Source organism: Thalassotalea ponticola (assembly GCF_041379045.1).
GTDB lineage: Bacteria > Pseudomonadota > Gammaproteobacteria > Enterobacterales > Alteromonadaceae > Thalassotalea_A > Thalassotalea_A ponticola.
Genome location: NZ_CP166871.1, coordinates 1,195,778 through 1,215,669 on the forward strand (window position 1 = coordinate 1,195,778; position 19,892 = coordinate 1,215,669).

Sequence of the window (19,892 nt, forward strand, 5' to 3'; positions counted from 1 at the left end):
CCACTGTGGTTTTATTCGCGATCGCAGCAGAGATGATAATCAGTGCTGCGACAGCATTCTCCCTTTGATCAAAGACACCCCGCAGATTTAATTGGGATTTAATGCAAAGGCGGTGCGTTGTGTTTTTTCTTGCTGTTTATTGATGACAGATATCAATTTGATTAATTCATCGCCTTGCCATGGTTGTTTGCTCGAACCGTAGTAACAGCGTTGTAGCAACATAATTTGTTGCTCGAATTGTTCGTTTTGTAAAAACTGACTAAGCTGCTCAACATTGCTAAAGTGTTGATCGGCAAATAGCTCATTACCCCAATTTGGCAACAGTTTTAACACTTCAATACCGTTATTTTGCCGACAAGCTGCGAGCAATTTTAAATAGTACTGCGTCCCTGGTGATGTAAATGGGGCTTTGCCAGAACGCCATTTACCTTTTAATTTTGCTGAGTAAAGCCAAGCAAAACTGGTTATTAACCAGAGGCTTAAAAATACCCATTGCCAAATGCTCGACGCTGCAGTGACTGGCTCTTTGGCGCTGGTCGATACAGCGACATTGGTCACAGGTGTTGTCGCAACCGGTTGACCGACAACGACAATGCGCTTGGCCGGCAGCGAGGCGATTTCTTGACGATTGAGTTTGGTATTCCACCACGGCAAGTCAATCGCAGGTAATTCAAACTCTCCAGCTTGGGTAGGTACTAAGGCAAAGTCTTGAATTTTTTGACTCACCAATAGACCGCTGTTAATACCACTTTTTGTCTGCGCTTGATCAGGGTAGACCTTGATCCCATCTGGCGTATTAAACTCAAGCTCAGGGATCTGCTCGGCACTTAACGCGGCGGCGGTAATTTTTATTGTGCGGGTGATAGGCTCACCAACTTTGTAGCTTTGCTCTTGCTCAGGCCATTGTTCTTCAATCAACAATAATTCACTGGGTAACCACTCTCCTTGAAAATCGCTTGGCGCCGGTTTTACCGTGATGTTGATCTCTTCGCCTTTGACGCGCACCGGCTTACCTAAAGCTGCGCTTGAAAACAATGCCCGTCGCTGAGGACTGTTAACACTTACTTCGCCTGAAAACACCGTTGAGTGTAAAACATGCTCACCTGACTTTTGTGGCTTTATGGCGTAGGTTTTTTCGATAATCCGATAGCGCTTGCCGTTGATAATATCGATGTCTTCTTTGTTGTCGCCAATTTGTATCACCTCTGCACCAGTCATTTGCGGATCGGCTAAGTTACCGCGCAACAGTTCAGTGGCAAGGTGTAAACGCAACGTAAGGGTAAATTGTTGTTGAACGTAGACCTCTGATTTAGACACTTCCGCGGTAATGAAAATGTCTTGTTGGCTCGAGTCATCGCGCTCACTTACCGGTAATACTTGTAAGGCGATAGCTTGCGTTTTTGCCCCATTGACGTTTAATTCAGGAATAGTAACCATACCGGCGCGACGAGGAACCAATAACGTAGACCACTGCGTTGTGCGCGTGGTTTTAAAGTTCACCATGCGCGTTTGGCTACTCACCGATGTACCGCCGAGGATAAAATCCTTAGCCAATACCGATGCATCAAAGGCATCAGCACTGAGTGAATCATCAGCAATAACACTCAATACGATCGCTTCATCAACAATCGCTGGATTTTTATCGACACTGGCCGTAACGGTCAGCGCATTGACTAGGGGACTTGAGAAATATACCAAAAGCGCAATAAACGGCAGGGCTCGTTTTACCATTGTTCTTTTACTCCAATACTGCTGCGATGTTGGCGACGTTGTTGATATTCGAGTCGCATCTTGTTGCGTAATAATTGCTGAGGATCATCCGTTACGCGTCTGAGTAACTGTTCATATTTTTGTTGTTGCTCTAAATTTGTTTGACGCTGTTGAGCTGATAAGGCGGCGTCCTGCTGCTGACCGTCCTGTTGTTGACCGTCTTGCTGCTGACCGTCTTGCTGCTGACCGTCCTGTTGTTGACCGTCCTGTTGTTGACCGTCTTGCTTCTGACCGTCTTGCTGCTGACCATCTTGCTGCTGACCGTCTTGCTGCTGACCGTCTTGCTGCTGACCGTCTTGCTGCTGACCATCTTGCTGCTGACCACCTTGCTGCTGACCGTCTTGCTGCTGACCATCTTGCTGCTGACCGTTTTGCTGCTGACCATCTTGCTGCTGACCATCTTGCTGTTGACCATCTTGCTGTTGACCGTCTTGTTGCTGACCGTCTTGTTGCTGACCGTCTTGCTGCTGACCGTCTTGCCGCTGACCGTCTTGCTGCTGACCGTCTTGCTGCTGACCGTCTTGCTGTTGACCGTCTTGTTGTTGCTCGTTTTGTTGTTTTAACAGTGACTCGACTAACGCTTTATTGGCTTTTGCATCTCGGTGCTCGGCATCGATATCAAGCGCTTGATTATAGGCGTCAATAGCTTGTTGTAATTGACCCAACTTGGCTAACGCATTACCTTGATTATACTTCGCGTCAGCACTTGAACCTTGGCTAAAAGCCTTGGCTGCCTGTTCGTACTGTTCAGCGCGATAATAGCTGCTGCCTTGCCACAACGGGTCGTTAAATGTTGTCGCTGCTTGTTGGTATTGCTGTTGGTTGAACTTCTGTTGTCCTTGTTGGTCTTTGGTTTGCCATAAATCATCCCACAACGAGGCTGACGCTGGTGGACTCAACAATAGTGCGCTAACCATCAGAGCGCTGAATACCGGCGTCAATAATACCCCTTTTTGAAAATAGCGAAGTAACAAGGGCATCGCCAATAACAATAAGTAGGGGCCAAACTCTTGCCATTGATCGCCTTGATTTTGTTGTTGTGTTTGCAATGACTTTTGTGCCTCTAGTTTGCGCAGTGAACTCAGCTTTTCCAGATCGCTATCGTCTTTGGCAAAAGCGGTGTAAACACCACCTGAGTTGCGAGCAAGTGACGCCAGTCGGCTTTGGGTTAGTTTAGGGATAACGATATCGCCTTGTCTGTCTTTCATTAACTCGCCATTGGCTAAGGTAATGGGCGCACCTTGTAAGGTACCAACGCCGAGAATGTTGAGTCGATGCTCAGTGTCAGCGATAAACTCATTGATATCATCCACTTCGCCATGGCTAATACCGTCGGTAAACCAAAATATATCGCCTTCGCTGTGACCGGCATTGTTGAGCATTTCATCGGCCAACAGTAACGCCGGAAGCGGGTTAGAGCCGAGCTCAGGCATGATCTCTGGGCTTAGTGACGGCAGTAACAAGTTGATGTTATTGATATCCGCTGTTAGCGGACTGATGGTAAAGGCGTCGCCAGCATAGGCGATTAAACCGATCTCACCTTCATTAATTTTTCCGACTAAATCCATCGCCTTAAAACGAGCCATGGTCAATCGATTGGGGGTGATATCGGTGGCGAGCATCGATAAACTCATATCCATTATCAACACCGAACCACGCTCAACTTGGTACACTGGTTGAGGTAACTTTTGCCAAGTGGGACCGGCTAAGGCGAAAATAATTAAACTTCCGGCAACCGCAGCTCCGACTAGCGATACCGACTTTTGTTGCTCGGCACTGAGTAAATACTTGGCTAAGTGCGGTGGCAATATTTTATGCCAGGTACTACTCGACACCACCAACTTTCGCGCTTGCCACAAAAGCCATGCCAAGGCGATAAAGGCGAGTAGCCAAAATGGCCTGAGAAAATGAAAATCAGCCATCGATATTCCCCTCTTTGCGATCAGCTGTCACCGTGAGACTTACCGGTGAAAATTGCACTTTGATAAATGCAACAAGCACTAATAAACAAGCCAGTGCCAACGGGTAGAAATACAGCGCGGTTAACGGGCGCATTTGTTGTGCTTCTTGGCTTATGGGCTCAAGCTGGTCGAGCTGTTGGTAAATGCTCGCCATTGAGGCGCCGTCTTTGGCGCGAAAATAACTGCCCGAGGTTTGCTCAGCGATCTGTTTTAATAATTGTTCGTCTAGGTCGCGAGACGGGTTAACTGTTCTCGAACCAAATAGTGAACGCTCAATCATTACCTCAGCACCGATGCCAATGGTATATACGGTAACATCAAAACCTTTTGCCAAATCTAGTGCTTGCTCTGGGCTGATTTTTCCCGACGTATTTTGCCCATCGGTGAGCAACACCAATACTCTATTTGATTCGCCTTTGCCAACAAAGCGCTTAACCGCTAAGGCAATGGCATCACCAATGGCGGTGCGCTGACCGACTAAGCCGATAACAGCTTCGTCGAGCATTTGCTTTACCGTGTTAGTATCAAATGTCATCGGTGTTTGCATGTAGGCATCATCGGCAAATAAAATTAAACCTAAGCGATCGCCTTGGCGACGTTCGATAAAATCGCCTAACAGTTGTTTTAACATGGCCAAGCGATTGACTTGCTGATTGTTAACTTGCATGTCTTCAATTTTCATACTGCCTGATAAGTCAACGGCGATGATCATTTCACGACTTTCATTTGGCATGGTGATCGGATCACCAAGCCATTGCGGTCGCATGCAGGCGACAACCAGCAAGGTCCAGATAATGGCGAGCCAAATGGGCGATAGCCTACCCGTTGTAGTGAAGTGCGTTGATGAGCGCTCCATCGCCGCTAGCGATACTGGTACCTTAAGAGCGGCAGCTGCGTGTGTCTTTGCCGGTACAAGCCAATAAACCACAAGTGGAGCAACTAGCAAAACCGCTAAGTAAGGCCAAGCAAACTCAATCACAATGTTGTCTCCCTAGTCGCGGTTGAACGGCGCTTGTTTACCCATGCCCCGGTGATATTGACATGCTCTAACCAAAATAGTGCGGCTTGTTGCATGGCGTGCCCGTATTTTTGGTCGGCTTTCGGATGGTACTGATGGGTAAGGGCGTTTTGTGCTTTATGCAAAAACGTCTGTTGATGTTTTTGCGGCAGTTTATCGGTTAATGCGGTGAGTAATTGCTCAGCGTAGTAGGGCGCAAAATCTCGGCGATCAAAGTAGTGCATAGCCACCCACTTTAAGATGCGCATTGAGTCAATAATGGCAGGTTTTTCGAGCTGCTCTAATTCGATCACCGCTTGCTGATAGGGACGCAAATAACGGTGCTTGGTGAGTAGGCGAAAAGCAAGCCAACACAACGCGGCGACAACAACAAACAGTAACAACCACCAACCGGGGGCGATGGGAAAGGAAGATATTTGTTCAGGTAAGTGAATGTCGTTTAAATTTGCTAGCGGATCCATGTTTCTAGCCCCTGTTTTAATTGCTGTTCAAGCAGTTCATTGGCACTGATATGGGTGACACGGGCACCCGCGCGTTGGTAATAAGCGCGCTTTTGCTTGTGTATATCAGTGGCGCGTTGCTTGTACTGTTGAGCGATTGTTTTGTCGCCGAGTAACAGCGGTTGACTGTGTTCGCCGTCGGTGATCATCACCGAACTCTTTTGGCCGACAGCCGGAAGTCGATGCTCAAGCGGATCGTCGACGTGGCAAACAACCAGCTCACAGTGTTGATTTATGTTGCGCAAGGCAAGCATCACATCGTCATTGACGTGGTAGCCGTCGGTGATGACATACACTAGGGCACCGGGTTTGGCCAATTGACACAAGCGATTGATGTTATCGATAAAGTATTGCTGTTGATAGGCTGGTTTGTGATGCCATAAATCAAGCCCTTGCTGATGCAATTCGTCAAGGGCATGTAGGTAATGTAAGACCCCATGTTGTCGGCTTTGCGGTTTTAATTCGACATGGTTTTGCTCGTGAAACACCAGTCCGCCAACGCGATCGCCACGGCTGTTGGCGTGCCATGCGATCAACGCACCAAGGTGACAGGCTTGTACCGATTTAAACATCAGCTCAGAGCCAAAATACATGGTCTGTCCCAAATCGACGGCAATCAGAACAGGACGTTCAACTTCTTCTTTGAATAATTTGGTATGGGTTTTTCCGGTACGAGCGGTAACGCGCCAGTCGATCGCTCGAATGTCGTCACCCGCTTGGTAGTGACGCACTTCATCAAACTCCATACCACGCCCCTTACTGCGCGCCAGATAGTTACCACTTAAATGACTTTGCACATTTTTACGCGGTGCTAAGTTGATCAGGGAAACCTTACTTCGATAGGCCAGTAATTGGTCAATACTCAGATGGATGCCATCGCCGCCTAATAGTTCAAGGCGATGTTTGGCATCTTGTTCAAACGATGTTGTATCGGATTTTTTCCACCACATGTTAGATTCACTTCATCTAATCGCTTTTGTCGACACAAGCGCTTATGCTAATGCCACACACTCCAGAATTTTATCTAATACTTGATCGGTAGTAATACCGTCGGCTTCGGCCTGATAAGTCAGTAATAAACGGTGTCTCAGGGTGTTGTGAAATACCGCTTGAATGTCTTCTGGGCTGACAAAATCTCGACCGTTCAGCCAAGCGCGAGCACGAGCACAACGCTCGAGAGCTATGGTTGCTCTCGGGCTGGCACCATAGGCTAACCACTTCGCTAAATTGTCATCGTATTTCTCGCCTTGGCGGGTCGCCATAATTAAATCGACAATGTATTGTTCTAAGCTATCGGCAAGGTATATGTCGAGTACTTGTTTGCGCGCCTTAAAAATGTCCCGCTGGGTTAAATTAATACGGGCAAGCGCTTCATCGTCTCGGGCCTCTTGGCGATTGAGGCGCAAAATGGCCAACTCGGCCTGAGCATCTGGATAATCAATGTTGAGGTGCATTAAAAATCTGTCCAGTTGAGCTTCTGGCAACGGGTATGTTCCTTCTTGCTCTAGCGGGTTTTGGGTTGCCATAACCAAAAATAGCTCAGGTAACTTATAGGTGGTTTTTCCCACGGTTACTTGTCTTTCTGCCATCGCTTCGAGTAGCGCAGATTGAACTTTCGCCGGCGCGCGGTTGATTTCATCGGCGAGAATTAAATTTTCAAATAACGGCCCTTGCTGAAATACAAAACTGCCATCTTCTGGACGATAAATATCGGTACCGGTTAAATCGGCGGGCAGTAAATCTGGGGTAAATTGAATGCGGTGAAAACTGGCATCAACGCCATTGGCTAATGCATTAATAGCGCGTGTTTTTGCTAAACCCGGTGGACCCTCTACAATTAAGTGACCATCAGCTAATAACGCAATGAGCAGGCTTTCAACCAATTCGTGTTGGCCAACAATTTGCTGGCTTAGGTGTTGCTTTAATTTAGAAAATTGTTCGATTGCCATAGTAATTATAATGTTCCTTCAAAGGCGTAGCCGCAATACCCAGATACCTCAACTTGTACATGGCATTGGCTACATCGATTGTATAGCTAATGCGTATATTGGACTAATGTTATTAAAAATCAACTCTTTTAAAAGTGATGATTTGTCGTTAGAATCAAATGATTATCAGGTCAGACCACTGTGAAGAGTTAACGGGTTCTGGGTTTGACTGCAAAATTATTAAATAATTCACCTTAACATATTTGCGACAGTTAAAAGGAACAAGCATGGCAAAAATGCAAAACTTGAAGACGGCATCTGGCGAACGCATTGCCGTGGTCACCGGTCTTAGAACGCCATTTGTAAAACAAGCAACGGACTTTCACGGCGTGCCGGCGCTTGATTTAGGAGCGATGGTGGTCAATGAAATGATAGCCCGCACAGATATCGATCCCGCCCTTATTGAGCAATTGGTGTTTGGTCAAGTTGTGCAGATGCCAAAAGCGCCCAATATAGCGCGTGAAATCGTCTTGGCAACGCAAATGAACGTCAACACCGATGCCTACAGCGTCTCGCGTGCCTGTGCGACGAGCTTTCAATCTACGGTTAACGTTGCCGAGTCGATTTTGCTCGGCAATATCGATATTGGTATTGCCGGTGGCGCTGATTCGATGTCTGTACCGCCCATTGGTGTGTCGCAAAAAATGGCTCGCACGCTACTTGATTTATCGAAAGCCAAAACCATGGCCCAGCGCGCCAAATTGTTAACCAGTTTGCGCTTTAAAGACTTGTTGCCCGTACCACCAGCGGTTGCTGAATACTCCACCGGTTTATCTATGGGGCAAACCGCAGAGCAAATGGCTAAAACTCACGGTATCACTCGTCAGCAACAAGATGAATTAGCGCATCGCTCTCACTCACTAGCCGCGAAAACGTGGGCCGATGGTTTGATGTCCGAGCAAGTGATGGTCGCTCATCCTGAGCCGTATAAAAAAGCAGTTGAGCAAGATAACTGCTTTAGAGCTGACTCTGAACTGGCCAGTTACGCCAGGTTACGCCCAGTGTTTGACCGCAAACACGGTACGGTAACCGCGGCCAACTCAACCGCCTTAACCGATGGTGCGTCGGCGGTAATTTTGATGCGAGAAGGGCGAGCCAAAGAACTGGGGTTAGATGTACTGGGTTATATTCGCAGTTACGCCTTTAGCGCTATTGACGTGTGGGAAGATATGCTCATGGGCCCGTCGTACGCAACGCCAATCGCCCTAGACCGCGCCGGTTTAACCTTAGCTGATATGGATTTAGTGGAAATGCATGAAGCATTTGCGGCGCAAACCTTAGCAAATGTGAAGATGTTTGCCAGCGACCGATTTGCCAAGCAAAAGCTGGGACGTGACAAAGCCATTGGCGAGATTGATATGGATAAGTTTAACGTACTCGGCGGTTCGCTTGCCTATGGCCACCCGTTTGCGGCGACCGGAACTCGGTTAATCACCCAAACCTTACACGAATTAAAACGCCGCGGTGGTGGCTTGGGATTAACCACGGCCTGTGCTGCCGGAGGTCTTGGTGCGGCAATGGTTTTAGAAGCAGAATAATTGAGGTAATCGACATGGAAAACAATACAACACAACAATCAGCATTTACCTTAATTGAGCAAGACAATGGCATTGCCCATTTAAAAATTGACGTCGTCGACGAAAGCATGAATGTGCTCAAAGCCGAGTTTATTGAACAAATTGAAGCGGTACTAGAGCAGATCAGAGGGTCGGCGATTAAAGGCTTAGTGGTTTACAGTGGTAAAGATAATTCCTTTGTCGCGGGTGCCGATATCAGCATGCTTGATGCGTGTCAAAGTGCTGAAGAAGCGAGTGCCATTGCAACCAGCGGACAGCTGATTTTCAACCAATTAGAGCAGTTGTCGATTCCCGTTGTCGCCGCGATTAACGGTCCCTGCTTAGGCGGTGGTCTTGAGCTGGCGATGGCTTGTCATTGGCGCGTTGCCAGTGATTCTGCGAAAACGGTATTGGGCTTGCCTGAGGTGCAACTGGGTTTGTTACCTGGCAGTGGTGGCACTCAGCGCTTGCCTAAATTGGTTGGCTTGCAAAAAGCGTTAGATATGATGCTAACGGGCAAACAATTGCGAGCCAAACAAGCGTTAAAAGCTGGTTTAGTTGACGATGTAGTACCACAGACCATATTGATTGAAGTTGCAGAGCAATTGGCTTTATCGGCTAAATCACGGCCGCAACGCAAGACCTCAATAACCGATAAAGCATTGGAGTCGAATGCGTTGGGGCGCCGCTTGGTGTTTGAGCAAGCCAGCAAAACTGTATTGGCTAAAACTCAAGGTAACTATCCGGCGCCATTGAAAATCATCGAGTGTATTCGCACCGGTATTGAACAAGGAACTGATAAAGGACTTGCCATTGAAGCTAAGTATTTTGGCGAGCTAACACAAACGCCTGAGTCAAAACAGTTGCGAAATATTTTCTTTGCCACAACACAGATGAAAAAAGAGCAGGGCGTTGAAGGCGTCGCAGCCGGCGAGGTGCATAAGGTTGGGATATTAGGTGGCGGACTCATGGGGGGCGGTATCGCCTATGTGAGTGTCAATAACGCCAAAACGCCAGTGCGTATTAAAGACATTAATCATCAGGGGATCGGTCATGCGCTTAAATACAGCTTTGACATTTTAAATAAAAAAGTCAAACGTCGCTTCCTCTCCAAAGCGTTGATGCAACAACAAATGAACCGGATAACAGGTACCCTTGACTACAGCGGTTTTAACAAGGTTGACATGGTTATCGAAGCGGTATTTGAAGACCTTGAGTTAAAGCAAAAAATGGTTGCCGATGTCGAAGCACATGGTAAGCAAGGCGTCATTTTTGCAAGTAATACGTCGTCACTGCCAATAAATCAAATTGCCGCCAAGGCAAAAAATCCTGAAAACGTGATTGGTCTGCACTATTTTTCTCCGGTGGACAAAATGCCGTTGGCAGAAATCATTGCTCATGAAAAGACGTCAGATGAAACCATATCAACCACTGTCGCTTATGCCAAACGACAAGGTAAGACACCGATAGTGGTGAAAGACAAAGCCGGTTTCTATGTCAATCGCATCCTCGCCCCTTATGTCAATGAAGCGGCCAATATGCTGTTGCAAGGTGAGCCCATTGATAAGATTGATAAAGCCTTGGTTAAATTCGGCTTTCCGGTCGGTCCGATAAAATTACTGGATGAAGTTGGTATTGATATTGGCGCAAAAATTAGCCCAATTTTAGAAGCTGAATTAGGTGAGCGCTTTAAGGCACCTGACGCGTTTAACAAGCTGATCGATGACAACCGCAAAGGCAAGAAAACCAACAAAGGCTTTTACGATTACCAAAGTAAGAAAGCATCGGGCAAGAATGTTGACGAAAGCGTTTACAGCCTGCTCGGCGTAACGCCAAGCAGTCGGTTGTCATCACAGGACATCTGTCAACGCAGTGTATTATTGATGGTTAATGAAGCGGTGCGATGTTTGGATGAAGGCATTATTCGCAACCCTCGCGATGGTGATATTGGCGCTATCTTTGGCATAGGTTTCCCACCCTTTGTCGGCGGGCCATTTAGATACCTTGATAGCTTGGGTGCACAAACCGTAGTCGATAAGCTCAATCAGTACAAAGCCAGCTACGGCGAACATTTTGAACCATGTGAGGCGTTGGTTGAAATGGCGAAAAGCAATCGTACATGCTATTGATGTAGGTTTTGTATCGCCAATACTGAAAATGCTTTAACAAAAAAGTGATATGTTAATGAGATGTGTAAATCGGCTATCTCGTTAAGCGCAAAGCCCCTAGGCGATTATCGCACAGGGGCTTTTTAATGAGCGGGGAGTTTACTAAACGCACATGGAGGTTGTTAGCACCGCGTTAACAATATGTGACGAAAAATCACTCAATATCACTTTAGTGTAATTATTCTATTTGCTACAATTAACGCAACAGTCTTGTCACAGTTGTGTGTATTTGTGGTAGCAGAGTATGATGTTGTTAGTTATTTTATCGTTAGTGTGTGCAGTGTTTTTTTATTGCCAAGCGTTTAGTTGTGGTATGGGGCGTAAACGCTGGGCAACCGCTGGATTATTGTTTGGTCCGTTTATCTGGCCGATGTTTTGCATTGAACGACGCATGCAACTGCGCAAGCAACGAGCACGTCATCACGTCGTCTTTGGTGCGTAACTCGACAATTTTTTTGCGTCAAGCGTTGGTGATGGGGTATGTATCTCGCTTTGAGCGCGTTACTTGCTTTGCCTAGCTCAGTCTTCAGCCCAAAGCTTTTCTGCTGACTTAAACGGTGTTTGAGTGTGAAAGTGATCAATATCCACAATGACTTTATTGTCATTGTGGAGCGCCTTCAGTTCATCTTCGTGCTTCACTGACGCTAGACAAATTCGATCTGGCGATGCTTGGCTTGCGAGACGTTGCTGAATAAACGCACTGATGTCGTCAAGTTGCAAAGACTCAATGCTTTCAATCAGGCGCTGTTTTTGGTCAAAGTTGATATCGCCATTGCATATGCTCATCCAATAGCGCTGGCTTTTAATACGGCCGTTAGTATCTTTTTCTTGTAGTTGGCCGACAATACCTTGTTTGAGCATGGTCCATTCTTGTGCGGTAATGTTGTTGTCAAACCCATCAATAAACTCATCTATTGCGCTAAATAGCTGTTCGGTTGGAGTATCTGGCGATTGAATATAAAAGGCGATACCGGGAAAGCGATTCATTGGCATATAACCGACTCCAACGAGGTAACCGTATTGCTTTTCGGTGCGCATGCGCTGAAAAAAGTGCGGTGATAACAAATGACTGGTGAGCATGGTCATCGCCATAGTGTGATTGTCAACATCGGCCATCGGGTAATAAACAACGCTTGCGTAATCGTGATCAGCCAATATTTGGGGCATCAGTAGGCTACCTTGACCATGACAGTCGACGACGTTACAAATCACCTTAGCGTTGGCATCGACGTATTCACCGAGTTTGTTATCGATCAATGAGGTTATTGATTGAGCATGCGATACATTCCAGTTGCCGTAAATAAACGATTCAATGGTCAGCTTGTTAAAATACAAAGCGCAAAATTCAGTAAAATCGCGAAAACTAGTTTGCTCTAGTGCATCCGCTAGGTCATTACCAGAGGGGCTCGACGGTTTCATCAACGCATTGAGCTTGGAGAACAGTTGAGAAATCGATTTGCTTTTTTCTGCATTGCGCCAATGTGTCACCAGCTGATGTTTAAACAATTCAAAGCGCGGTTTTGCCAGCGAGTGATCCTTTAGTGCCAAGAGTAGTTTTTCCAACAGCAGCGGTTGTTTTTCATTGATGCCAGACAATTGCAATGTCATGCCACCTTGATGAGGGTATAAATGGTAGTGAATACCTGCAAGCTCAGCATCGTAATTTTGTTCCAATACCGAGTCGCTAAACAGTTCGACGAATAAACGCGTCATAGCAATGTGTTGCTTGTTTTTTATCGCTTCCTTGGAGTCGATACCGATAATGATTTGCCCCTTGGGTACATGAAAAGATTTATCCTGCTTGAACCACACCTTGAAGCCGGGTCTTTGGCTGATCAGTCGAGGGATGTTCATGTCATCCTCAATGCGGATCACCGTTGGAGAATCTACGATATAAGGATTGGCATCCGGTAAGCTGAGCGACTCAGGTATGCTTGCTGATTGCCATGTTTGTTGTTGCTTAGGGGTGATTGGTGTGATGCTATACGGCACTTGATACCAATGACTTATGGTATCGGTTACCACATCCGGATTAATGTGAATAACGCGCATGTTACAGTGCGTTAACGCGTTTAAGTACTCTTGTGTCAGCGGTAGGTTAAAGCGCTTCATGACGTAGTCGCCGTACATGTAATCGTCACTGGGGTAGTGATGCATGGCGATGACTAACTGATTGACCGAATCCAGTGGTTTGAGCTTTTCTTGGTACTGAAAGGCAAACTCTAAGATGGCCTTTTTTTCGTTGAAGTATTGCTCGATTAACCCGTCTTGCTTTATTAACTTAATGTAAGCAAAGATAAGTTCGATGATGTCATCTGTGTGCTCTTGTCCCGCTTCGGTTAAGCGAACGCTGATATTAAAATCTTTAAAATTGGAGCCGTTTATCCCACCACCGGCGCTCAAACCAAGCGCCCACTGTTTGTCTTTGAGTATCGACAAAATACTTCCTGGTCCTTCGTGGCCGAGCAAATAGGCTAAGTAACTGGCCGGTTTAAATCGATAGTCTTTGTCGATACCCGGTAAAGCAAAACTTAAAATCAGTTTGCGTTCTTGTTTGAGTGGGCGAATGGCAATATGAATACCTAAGTGTTCGGGTAAGTAAAGTGGCTCGGTAATCGGGGGTTTTTCACCGTTACCTGCGGCAATATCAGAAAATTTTTCAACCACAAGAGCGCTGAGCTCGTCTAGCGATTGTGGTCCCTCTAACACTAAGGTCATTCGGTTGGCGCGGTAGTGTTGCGTAAAAAAATCGCTGACTTCATCTTTTAAATCACTGTCGATGCGATCGGCGAGGGTGTCACAGTTGCCAACGCTAAATTTGCTAAATGGATGCGCTGGATTGATGGTTTCTTTGTGTACGTCGTAGATGCGACGCATTTCATCTTTGAGTTTTAATTTAAACTCAGAGTCAATATTGAGTCGCTCCTTGTCGATATACTCTTGTGCTAGCAGTGGTTCGCTAAAAAAGCGACTAAATCGGTCAAGCGCTTGTTCGAAATATTGAGCATTGATATCGAAGAAAAATGCGGTGTGCTCAGTACCTGTCCACGCATTGTTAGAGCCACTGTGTTGCGCTAGAAATTGTTGGTATTCACCACTGTCGGGATATTTTTTGGTGCCTAAAAACAGCATGTGTTCGAGAAAATGAGCCATCCCTTGACGATCGTCTGGGTCGTCAAAATGGCCAACGTTGACCGCAAGCGCCGCAGCACAGCGATTAGACTCGCTATTGTGTATCACCATCACTCTCAGTCCATTGGCAAGCGTGAATGGATGATATTGTTTGCTATCGTTCGGGCTTGTTTTCAAATGCTGCTCCATCAAAATATGATTTTTATTGACTAATCACAGCAAACGATTAGCATACACCCACTATAATAAGGCCGTTTTGTTTAATAATATAGCTAAATGCAAATTATTTCTGAACTATTGAGTGACCGTCACCGTAAAACAACAACAGTTACGACGTCGTCCAATCGGCCAAACTAAGCATCGTAAACTATGAATATATACATCATGCGTCACGCGGAAGCAGAAAACACCCTCGGTGACGATCAACATCGGTCACTGACACCAGATGGTTTGCGCGATATTGAGCTGATCGCGCGCTGGATAGCGCAACAAGGCATTAAATTTGATGCCATCATCGCTAGCCCGTACAAGCGTGCGCAACAAACGGCACAGGCTCTCAAGGAGCACTTACACAGCCCAGTCACCATTAGCACCTTAGCCCTGTTAACACCTCATGGCAGCGCAACCGACGTACACGACTACCTCGATGGCATTTTGGCGGTAAAACCGTGGAACAATGTGTTGCTGGTTTCTCACATGCCGCTAGTCAGTTACCTAACCGAAAAAATGTCAGTTGAGAATGTGGCTCCATTATTTCCCACAGCAAGTGTATTGCACATCGATTACAGCGTTGAGCGCATGAACGGGTCGGTCGCAGCGCACATCAGCCCCGAGAGGCTCGCTCACTAGTTGTCACAAAACGCTCACAGTCGTTAATTACCAACAACAAAACAGCGATAACTGCAATCGATGAAAACCCGTGTCAGTAGACAGCCTTGGCGTTATAGAGCCGCAATGGCAGCAGTGGTGAAAATCTTGCCCGCTCTATTGGGGCGCTAGTGGCTGGCTATTTACACATAAAATCATCTTGTAAATCAATGAGAACTAACAGAGCACCATCGCCACCAAACTCTAGTGGTGCTTGGTGAAACGCCATGATGTCGGGGTGTTGTACCAACCAATGCGGTACTTTGTTTTTTAATATGCGGTTGCCAATACCGTGAATAATACACGCGCAATTGACGTGTTGCTTTTTGCATTCGCCAAGAAGCGCCGCTATCTCTTGTTTGGATTGTTGTTGGTTGAGACCGTGCAGGTCTAGGGTGATATCGGGATAATATTCACCGCGACGCAATCGTTTTACTTCAAAGCTATCGACGTCATCACGCACGTATTTAACTGGGCCAGACGTTTCTAGATTCGGCTCAAATTGATCAGAGAAGTAAAATTGCTGTTTGTGTTGCTCAAGCGTTTGTTTTTTACGCGCCAAGGTGATCTTTTGTTTGCTGCGTTTGTCCGCAGTAACAATTTTATCTTGGGCAAGAGGTTTTACTTTCCCCATGGCTTGCATGAACAGGGCTTTGTCGTCGAGGTCTTGGTCGTTATCATTCATAGCCTAATATTACTCTTGGGGACGTGTAAAAAACAGCGTGCCGTTGGCAAAATAGTTTATATTGTGTGTCATTATTATAGAAAATCAGTTTTAGGGAGTTTACTTTGCTTGAAGTTAATGTGAAAGAGGTTATTGACGATTTAAAAACAGTTCATGACTTTTTGCGTTGGGCGGTTAGCCGCTTTAACGAAGCGGAAGTGTTTTTTGGCCACGGTACAGATAACGCATGGGATGAGGCGGTGGCACTAACCTTGTTTACCTTATATTTACCTAATGATATTGGTGATGGTGTACTACACACCCGGTTAACCAAAACAGAAAAGCAGCAGTTGATTGATATTTATTTACGCCGTATTGATGAACGCATCCCCGCATCCTATATCACCAATTTGGCTTACTTTAACGGTTTACCGTTTTATGTTGACGAACGAGTATTGGTGCCGCGTTCACCAATAGGCGAGCTTATTGAACGTCAGTTTTTGGGCCTAGTAGAGCAGCCACCTCAACGCATACTGGACTTGTGTACGGGCAGCGGTTGTATAGCGATAGCCTGTGCCCATCAATTTTTTGATAGCGAGGTGGATGCCGTTGATTTATCGCCTGATGCATTGGACGTCGCGGCAATGAATATCCACAACCACGAATTAGATGACAGAGTTCACGCTATTCAATCCGATCTTTTTTCTAGCCTTTCTGGGCAAAAGTATGATTTGATAGTAACCAACCCTCCTTATGTAGACAGGGAAGACATCGATGATATGCCAGAGGAATTTCATCACGAACCTGAGATGGGTTTAGGTAGTGGTGATGATGGCCTGGATTTAACTCGCAAGATTTTGAGTCAAGCCGCAGCGCACCTCAATGATGGTGGCGTGCTAATTTGTGAGGTCGGCAACTCGATGGTGCATTTAATAGAACAATTTCCAAGCGTTGATTTTCATTGGATTGAGTTTGAACGCGGTGGACTGGGCGTATTTCAATTAACCAAACAACAATTGGTACACTATCAACCGCTTTTTGACGAGGCAGTAAAGTAGCACATTATGGCAGGCAACACATTTGGACAAATTTTTCGGGTTACCACCTTTGGTGAAAGTCACGGTTTAGCATTGGGTGCTATTGTTGACGGTTGTCCGCCCGGTATCGAATTAAGCGAAGACGATTTACAACGCGATTTAGACCGACGTAAACCAGGTACATCGCGTTTCACCACGGCAAGACGTGAGGCCGATAAGGTAAAGATCTTGTCTGGTGTCTTCGAAGGCAAAACCACAGGCACGCCCATTGGTTTAATGATTGAAAATACCGATCAACGCTCGCAAGATTACTCTGAAATCTCGGCGTCATTTCGCCCCGGTCATGCCGATTATACCTATTTGCAAAAATACGGTATTCGCGATTACCGCGGTGGTGGCAGGTCGTCAGCTCGTGAAACCGCTATGCGCGTGGCCGCAGGTAGCATTGCTAAAAAGTACCTGCAACAGCAATGTGGCGTAGAGATAAAAGCGTGTGTGTATCAAATTGGCGATATCAAAGCAGAGCAATACGTTTGGTCAGAAGTAGCCAATAATCCGTTTTTCTTCCCTGATGCGAATAAAGTCGAACAACTTGATGAATTACTGCGCGGCATATTACGAGAAAAGGACTCAATAGGTGCCGGTGTTAAAGTTATCGCGTCGAATGTGCCCGTTGGCTTAGGTGAGCCGGTGTTTGATCGGCTTGACGCCGACTTGGCGCATGCATTAATGAGCATTAATGCTGTTAAAGGTGTTGAAATAGGTGATGGCTTTGACTGTATTGAGCAAAAGGGATCAGAGCATCGCGATGAGATGACACCGAGTGGTTTTTTGTCAAATTCTGCCGGTGGTGTGTTAGGAGGCATTTCATCGGGCCAAGATATTATTGCCAACATTGCATTAAAACCCACCTCAAGCATTGGTATTAGCGGTAAAACCATCGATGTCAATGGTAATCCATGTGATATTATTACCCGTGGTCGTCACGACCCCTGTGTCGGTATCCGAGCGGTACCTATTGCCGAGGCGATGGTTGCAATAACGTTGATGGACCATTACTTACGCCATAAAGCACAAAATCACGGTGTTACCTGTACCACCCCTGATATTGCGGCGAGCTCGCCAACCACATCGGGATCTGACACGGTAAAATAACGATGACGATTGCATAATCAAACGTTACTGCAGTTTGCTCGCGATTGAACGTTTGGAGTTTAAAACGCCAAACCGCGTTATCCCCAAAAGGTGGTCTGCAGTTTAGCGATGACAAGGAAAACGGATGTATAAATCGCGCCTAGCCTGGGGCAACGTCATATTTTTGCTTGGCTTTACTGCCACACTTATACTGCTGCACGGTATCAGCCCAGATGATTCAACCTCTGCTGCTGGTGCCGTTGGCTTGCTTATCTTTGCGTTACTACCGTTACTGGCGCTCGCCGGCGTACTGGTTATGTCAGCCGTTATTAAATTAACCACGGTCGCTCAGCTTACTCATGCCGGTTTAAACAATGTCATCGGCTATACCCTTCTAGCACTGGGGTGGTTAATTAGCATCGGGTTAGTCGCGGTCTGCCTGGTGATTGGCTACCTATGGATTAGCACGACAGCAAACTAACCAAGGGGCAATAACCAACTCACAAGGCTGTTCAGAGTTACCTGTAATAACTGATGCTGCATATAGCGCACCAACGCATTAGGCAAAATGTGCTGGGTATAAACCCGATATAACATCCAAAACTGACGTAAATACGTTTTATAACAACGAGTTAATCGACTCGTTTTTACCAATGAAGCGGACTTATCACTCTGGTTTTAACAACCCGATAATGGCAACTAACGAGTCGTATTACCCTTGCTGTCGCACTCTGACCATAACGTTGTCAAATAATCCATACAGAATGTTTGTCCAATGCGGGGCAACAAACCCGCGAGAGGCTAGGCAAAAGCGTTGCTTTTCGCTATGGTTGCGCCACTGTATTCTCAGGGGAAAGACTATGCATATCGCATTAACAGAAGAACAGACCATGATCCAAGACATGGCACAAAAATTTGCCGAAAGTGAATTAGCACCGGTCGCGGCTGAACTTGATCAGAGCAAAGACCTCGCACTGTTTAAAACCAATTTAGCCAAGTTAGCCGAACTCGGTTTTATGGGCTTAAACGTCAAGTCCGAATACGGCGGTGTTGAGGCGGGCTCCGTTGCGTTTTCTTTGGCGATTACTGAATTAGCCAAAGCATGTGCCTCAACGGCGGTAACGACATCGGTAACCAACATGGTCGCCGAAGTGATCCAAGCGGTAGGTAATGAGCAACAAAAACAAACCTATTTACCTAAATTTTGTAATGGTGAGTATTTAGCTGGCGGCTTTTGCCTTACCGAATCTGGCGCGGGTTCCGATCCGAGTGCAATGAAAACAACGGCGGTGAAAGACGGCGATGAGTACGTGTTAAACGGCTCAAAAATCTACATCACCAGTGGTGAAATCGCCGGCTGTTTTGTGGTTTGGGCCGTTACTGATGCGACGGCGCGAAAAGGCAAGGGCATATCGTGCTTTATTGTTGATGCGGGCACACCGGGTATGACCATCGGTAAACGCGAACACAAGATGGGACAACACGCCTCACCAACCAATGAAGTGCACTTTGATCAATGTCGCATTCCGGTAAGTGCGTTATTAGGTGAGGAAAACAAAGGGTTTGCCATTGCCGTTGGCGAGCTTGCCGGTGGTCGTATTGGCATAGGCTCATTGGCCTTGGGTATTGGTTTAGCGGCGCTTGATTATGCCAAACAATACTGCCAAGACAGGCAACAGTTTGGACAAAGCATTAGTCAATTTCAGGGGCCTCAGTGGATGCTGGCTGAACGGTATACGGACATGGAAGCCGCGCGCTTATTGCTAATGCAAGCAGCGTTTTTAAAAGATCAAGGCCAAGCATTCGCAACGTCTGCCTCGATGGCCAAATTATTTGCCGCCGATAAAGCCAACAAAGCCGTATACGATGCATTGCAGTTACTCGGTGGTGCGGGCTACATTCAAGAGTACCCACTCGAGAGAATGGCGCGCGACGTGCGCATTACCTCAATTTATGAGGGTACCAGTGAAATTCAAAAGCTGATCATCGCCAGAGACATCTTTGCTTAATTAAAGAGTGTCTTGACACGACTAAAGCTATCGTGGCATGCGGGCGACCAAAGCTTGCTCGCATGCGCTTTAGCTGTGCCCTTGGCGC

At 46.5% G+C, this 19,892-nt stretch carries 15 protein-coding genes and 2 pseudogenes; 8 read left to right on the forward strand and 9 right to left on the reverse strand.

Features of this window, described 5'->3' with window-relative positions:
• Nucleotides 1-87: 87 nt before the first annotated feature.
• From ACAY30_RS05195 to ACAY30_RS05225, 7 genes and pseudogenes are all read right to left on the reverse strand, one after another.
• The gene (locus ACAY30_RS05195) at nucleotides 88-1,731 is read right to left on the reverse strand and encodes a BatD family protein (RefSeq protein WP_290250504.1); all 1,644 of its coding nucleotides are present in this window, start codon (nucleotides 1,729-1,731) and stop codon (nucleotides 88-90) included.
• 111 nt (nucleotides 1,732-1,842) lie between these two features.
• A pseudogene (locus ACAY30_RS05200) lies at nucleotides 1,843-2,265 on the reverse strand (hypothetical protein); the annotation flags it as partial.
• Nucleotides 2,266-2,423: 158 nt separating this feature from the next.
• Nucleotides 2,424-3,692: pseudogene (locus ACAY30_RS05205) on the reverse strand (VWA domain-containing protein); the annotation flags it as partial.
• A complete protein-coding gene (locus tag ACAY30_RS05210; RefSeq protein WP_290250502.1) occupies nucleotides 3,685-4,710 on the reverse strand; it encodes a VWA domain-containing protein in 1,026 nt (341 codons plus the stop codon). The gene ACAY30_RS05210 and the pseudogene ACAY30_RS05205, both read right to left, overlap by 8 nt.
• On the reverse strand, nucleotides 4,707-5,210 hold the full coding sequence (locus tag ACAY30_RS05215; protein WP_290250501.1) for a DUF4381 domain-containing protein: 504 nt from the start codon (nucleotides 5,208-5,210) through the stop codon (nucleotides 4,707-4,709). Before ACAY30_RS05215 ends, ACAY30_RS05210 begins: the two co-directional genes overlap by 4 nt.
• On the reverse strand, nucleotides 5,198-6,199 hold the full coding sequence (locus ACAY30_RS05220; protein WP_290250500.1) for a DUF58 domain-containing protein: 1,002 nt from the start codon (nucleotides 6,197-6,199) through the stop codon (nucleotides 5,198-5,200). Before ACAY30_RS05220 ends, ACAY30_RS05215 begins: the two co-directional genes overlap by 13 nt.
• 42 nt (nucleotides 6,200-6,241) lie before the next feature.
• The gene (locus ACAY30_RS05225; protein ID WP_290250499.1) at nucleotides 6,242-7,198 is read right to left on the reverse strand and encodes a MoxR family ATPase; all 957 of its coding nucleotides are present in this window, start codon (nucleotides 7,196-7,198) and stop codon (nucleotides 6,242-6,244) included.
• A 266-nt stretch (nucleotides 7,199-7,464) separates the two neighbouring features.
• On the opposite strand from ACAY30_RS05225, the gene fadI reads away from it, so the two are divergent.
• The 3 genes from fadI (at nucleotide 7,465) to ACAY30_RS05240 (ending at nucleotide 11,403) form a co-directional block, all read left to right on the forward strand.
• Complete coding sequence (fadI, locus tag ACAY30_RS05230; protein WP_290250498.1) at nucleotides 7,465-8,775, forward strand: acetyl-CoA C-acyltransferase FadI; 1,311 nt, start codon at nucleotides 7,465-7,467, stop codon at nucleotides 8,773-8,775.
• Nucleotides 8,776-8,789: 14 nt separating this feature from the next.
• The gene (fadJ, locus tag ACAY30_RS05235) at nucleotides 8,790-10,922 is read left to right on the forward strand and encodes a fatty acid oxidation complex subunit alpha FadJ (protein ID WP_290250497.1); all 2,133 of its coding nucleotides are present in this window, start codon (nucleotides 8,790-8,792) and stop codon (nucleotides 10,920-10,922) included.
• A 283-nt stretch (nucleotides 10,923-11,205) separates the two neighbouring features.
• Nucleotides 11,206-11,403, forward strand: a complete 198-nt coding sequence (locus tag ACAY30_RS05240; RefSeq protein ID WP_290250496.1) for a hypothetical protein — start codon at nucleotides 11,206-11,208, stop codon at nucleotides 11,401-11,403.
• A 77-nt stretch (nucleotides 11,404-11,480) separates the two neighbouring features.
• Here ACAY30_RS05240 and ACAY30_RS05245 read toward each other — a convergent pair whose 3' ends face one another.
• On the reverse strand, nucleotides 11,481-14,270 hold the full coding sequence (locus ACAY30_RS05245) for an insulinase family protein (RefSeq protein WP_290250495.1): 2,790 nt from the start codon (nucleotides 14,268-14,270) through the stop codon (nucleotides 11,481-11,483).
• A 192-nt stretch (nucleotides 14,271-14,462) separates the two neighbouring features.
• On the opposite strand from ACAY30_RS05245, the gene sixA reads away from it, so the two are divergent.
• Complete coding sequence (gene sixA, locus ACAY30_RS05250) at nucleotides 14,463-14,942, forward strand: phosphohistidine phosphatase SixA (protein WP_290250494.1); 480 nt, start codon at nucleotides 14,463-14,465, stop codon at nucleotides 14,940-14,942.
• A gap of 157 nt (nucleotides 14,943-15,099) precedes the next feature.
• On the opposite strand, the gene smrB is transcribed toward sixA, so the two are convergent.
• Nucleotides 15,100-15,645, reverse strand: a complete 546-nt coding sequence (smrB, locus tag ACAY30_RS05255; RefSeq protein WP_290250493.1) for an endonuclease SmrB — start codon at nucleotides 15,643-15,645, stop codon at nucleotides 15,100-15,102.
• A 104-nt stretch (nucleotides 15,646-15,749) separates the two neighbouring features.
• Here smrB and prmB point away from each other — a divergent pair, with 104 nt between their 5' ends.
• The 4 genes from prmB (at nucleotide 15,750) to ACAY30_RS05275 (ending at nucleotide 19,804) form a co-directional block, all read left to right on the forward strand.
• Nucleotides 15,750-16,682, forward strand: a complete 933-nt coding sequence (prmB, locus tag ACAY30_RS05260) for a 50S ribosomal protein L3 N(5)-glutamine methyltransferase (RefSeq protein ID WP_290250492.1) — start codon at nucleotides 15,750-15,752, stop codon at nucleotides 16,680-16,682.
• 6 nt (nucleotides 16,683-16,688) lie between these two features.
• Nucleotides 16,689-17,816, forward strand: coding sequence for a chorismate synthase (gene aroC, locus ACAY30_RS05265; RefSeq protein WP_290250491.1), 1,128 nt, complete (start codon nucleotides 16,689-16,691; stop codon nucleotides 17,814-17,816).
• Between the two features lie 124 nt (nucleotides 17,817-17,940).
• Nucleotides 17,941-18,276 carry a hypothetical protein gene (locus tag ACAY30_RS05270; RefSeq protein ID WP_290250490.1) on the forward strand — a complete coding sequence of 112 codons (336 nt, stop codon included), beginning with the start codon at nucleotides 17,941-17,943 and terminating at the stop codon, nucleotides 18,274-18,276.
• Between the two features lie 379 nt (nucleotides 18,277-18,655).
• A complete protein-coding gene (locus ACAY30_RS05275) occupies nucleotides 18,656-19,804 on the forward strand; it encodes an acyl-CoA dehydrogenase family protein (RefSeq protein ID WP_290250489.1) in 1,149 nt (382 codons plus the stop codon).
• The last annotated feature ends 88 nt before the right edge of the window (nucleotides 19,805-19,892 follow it).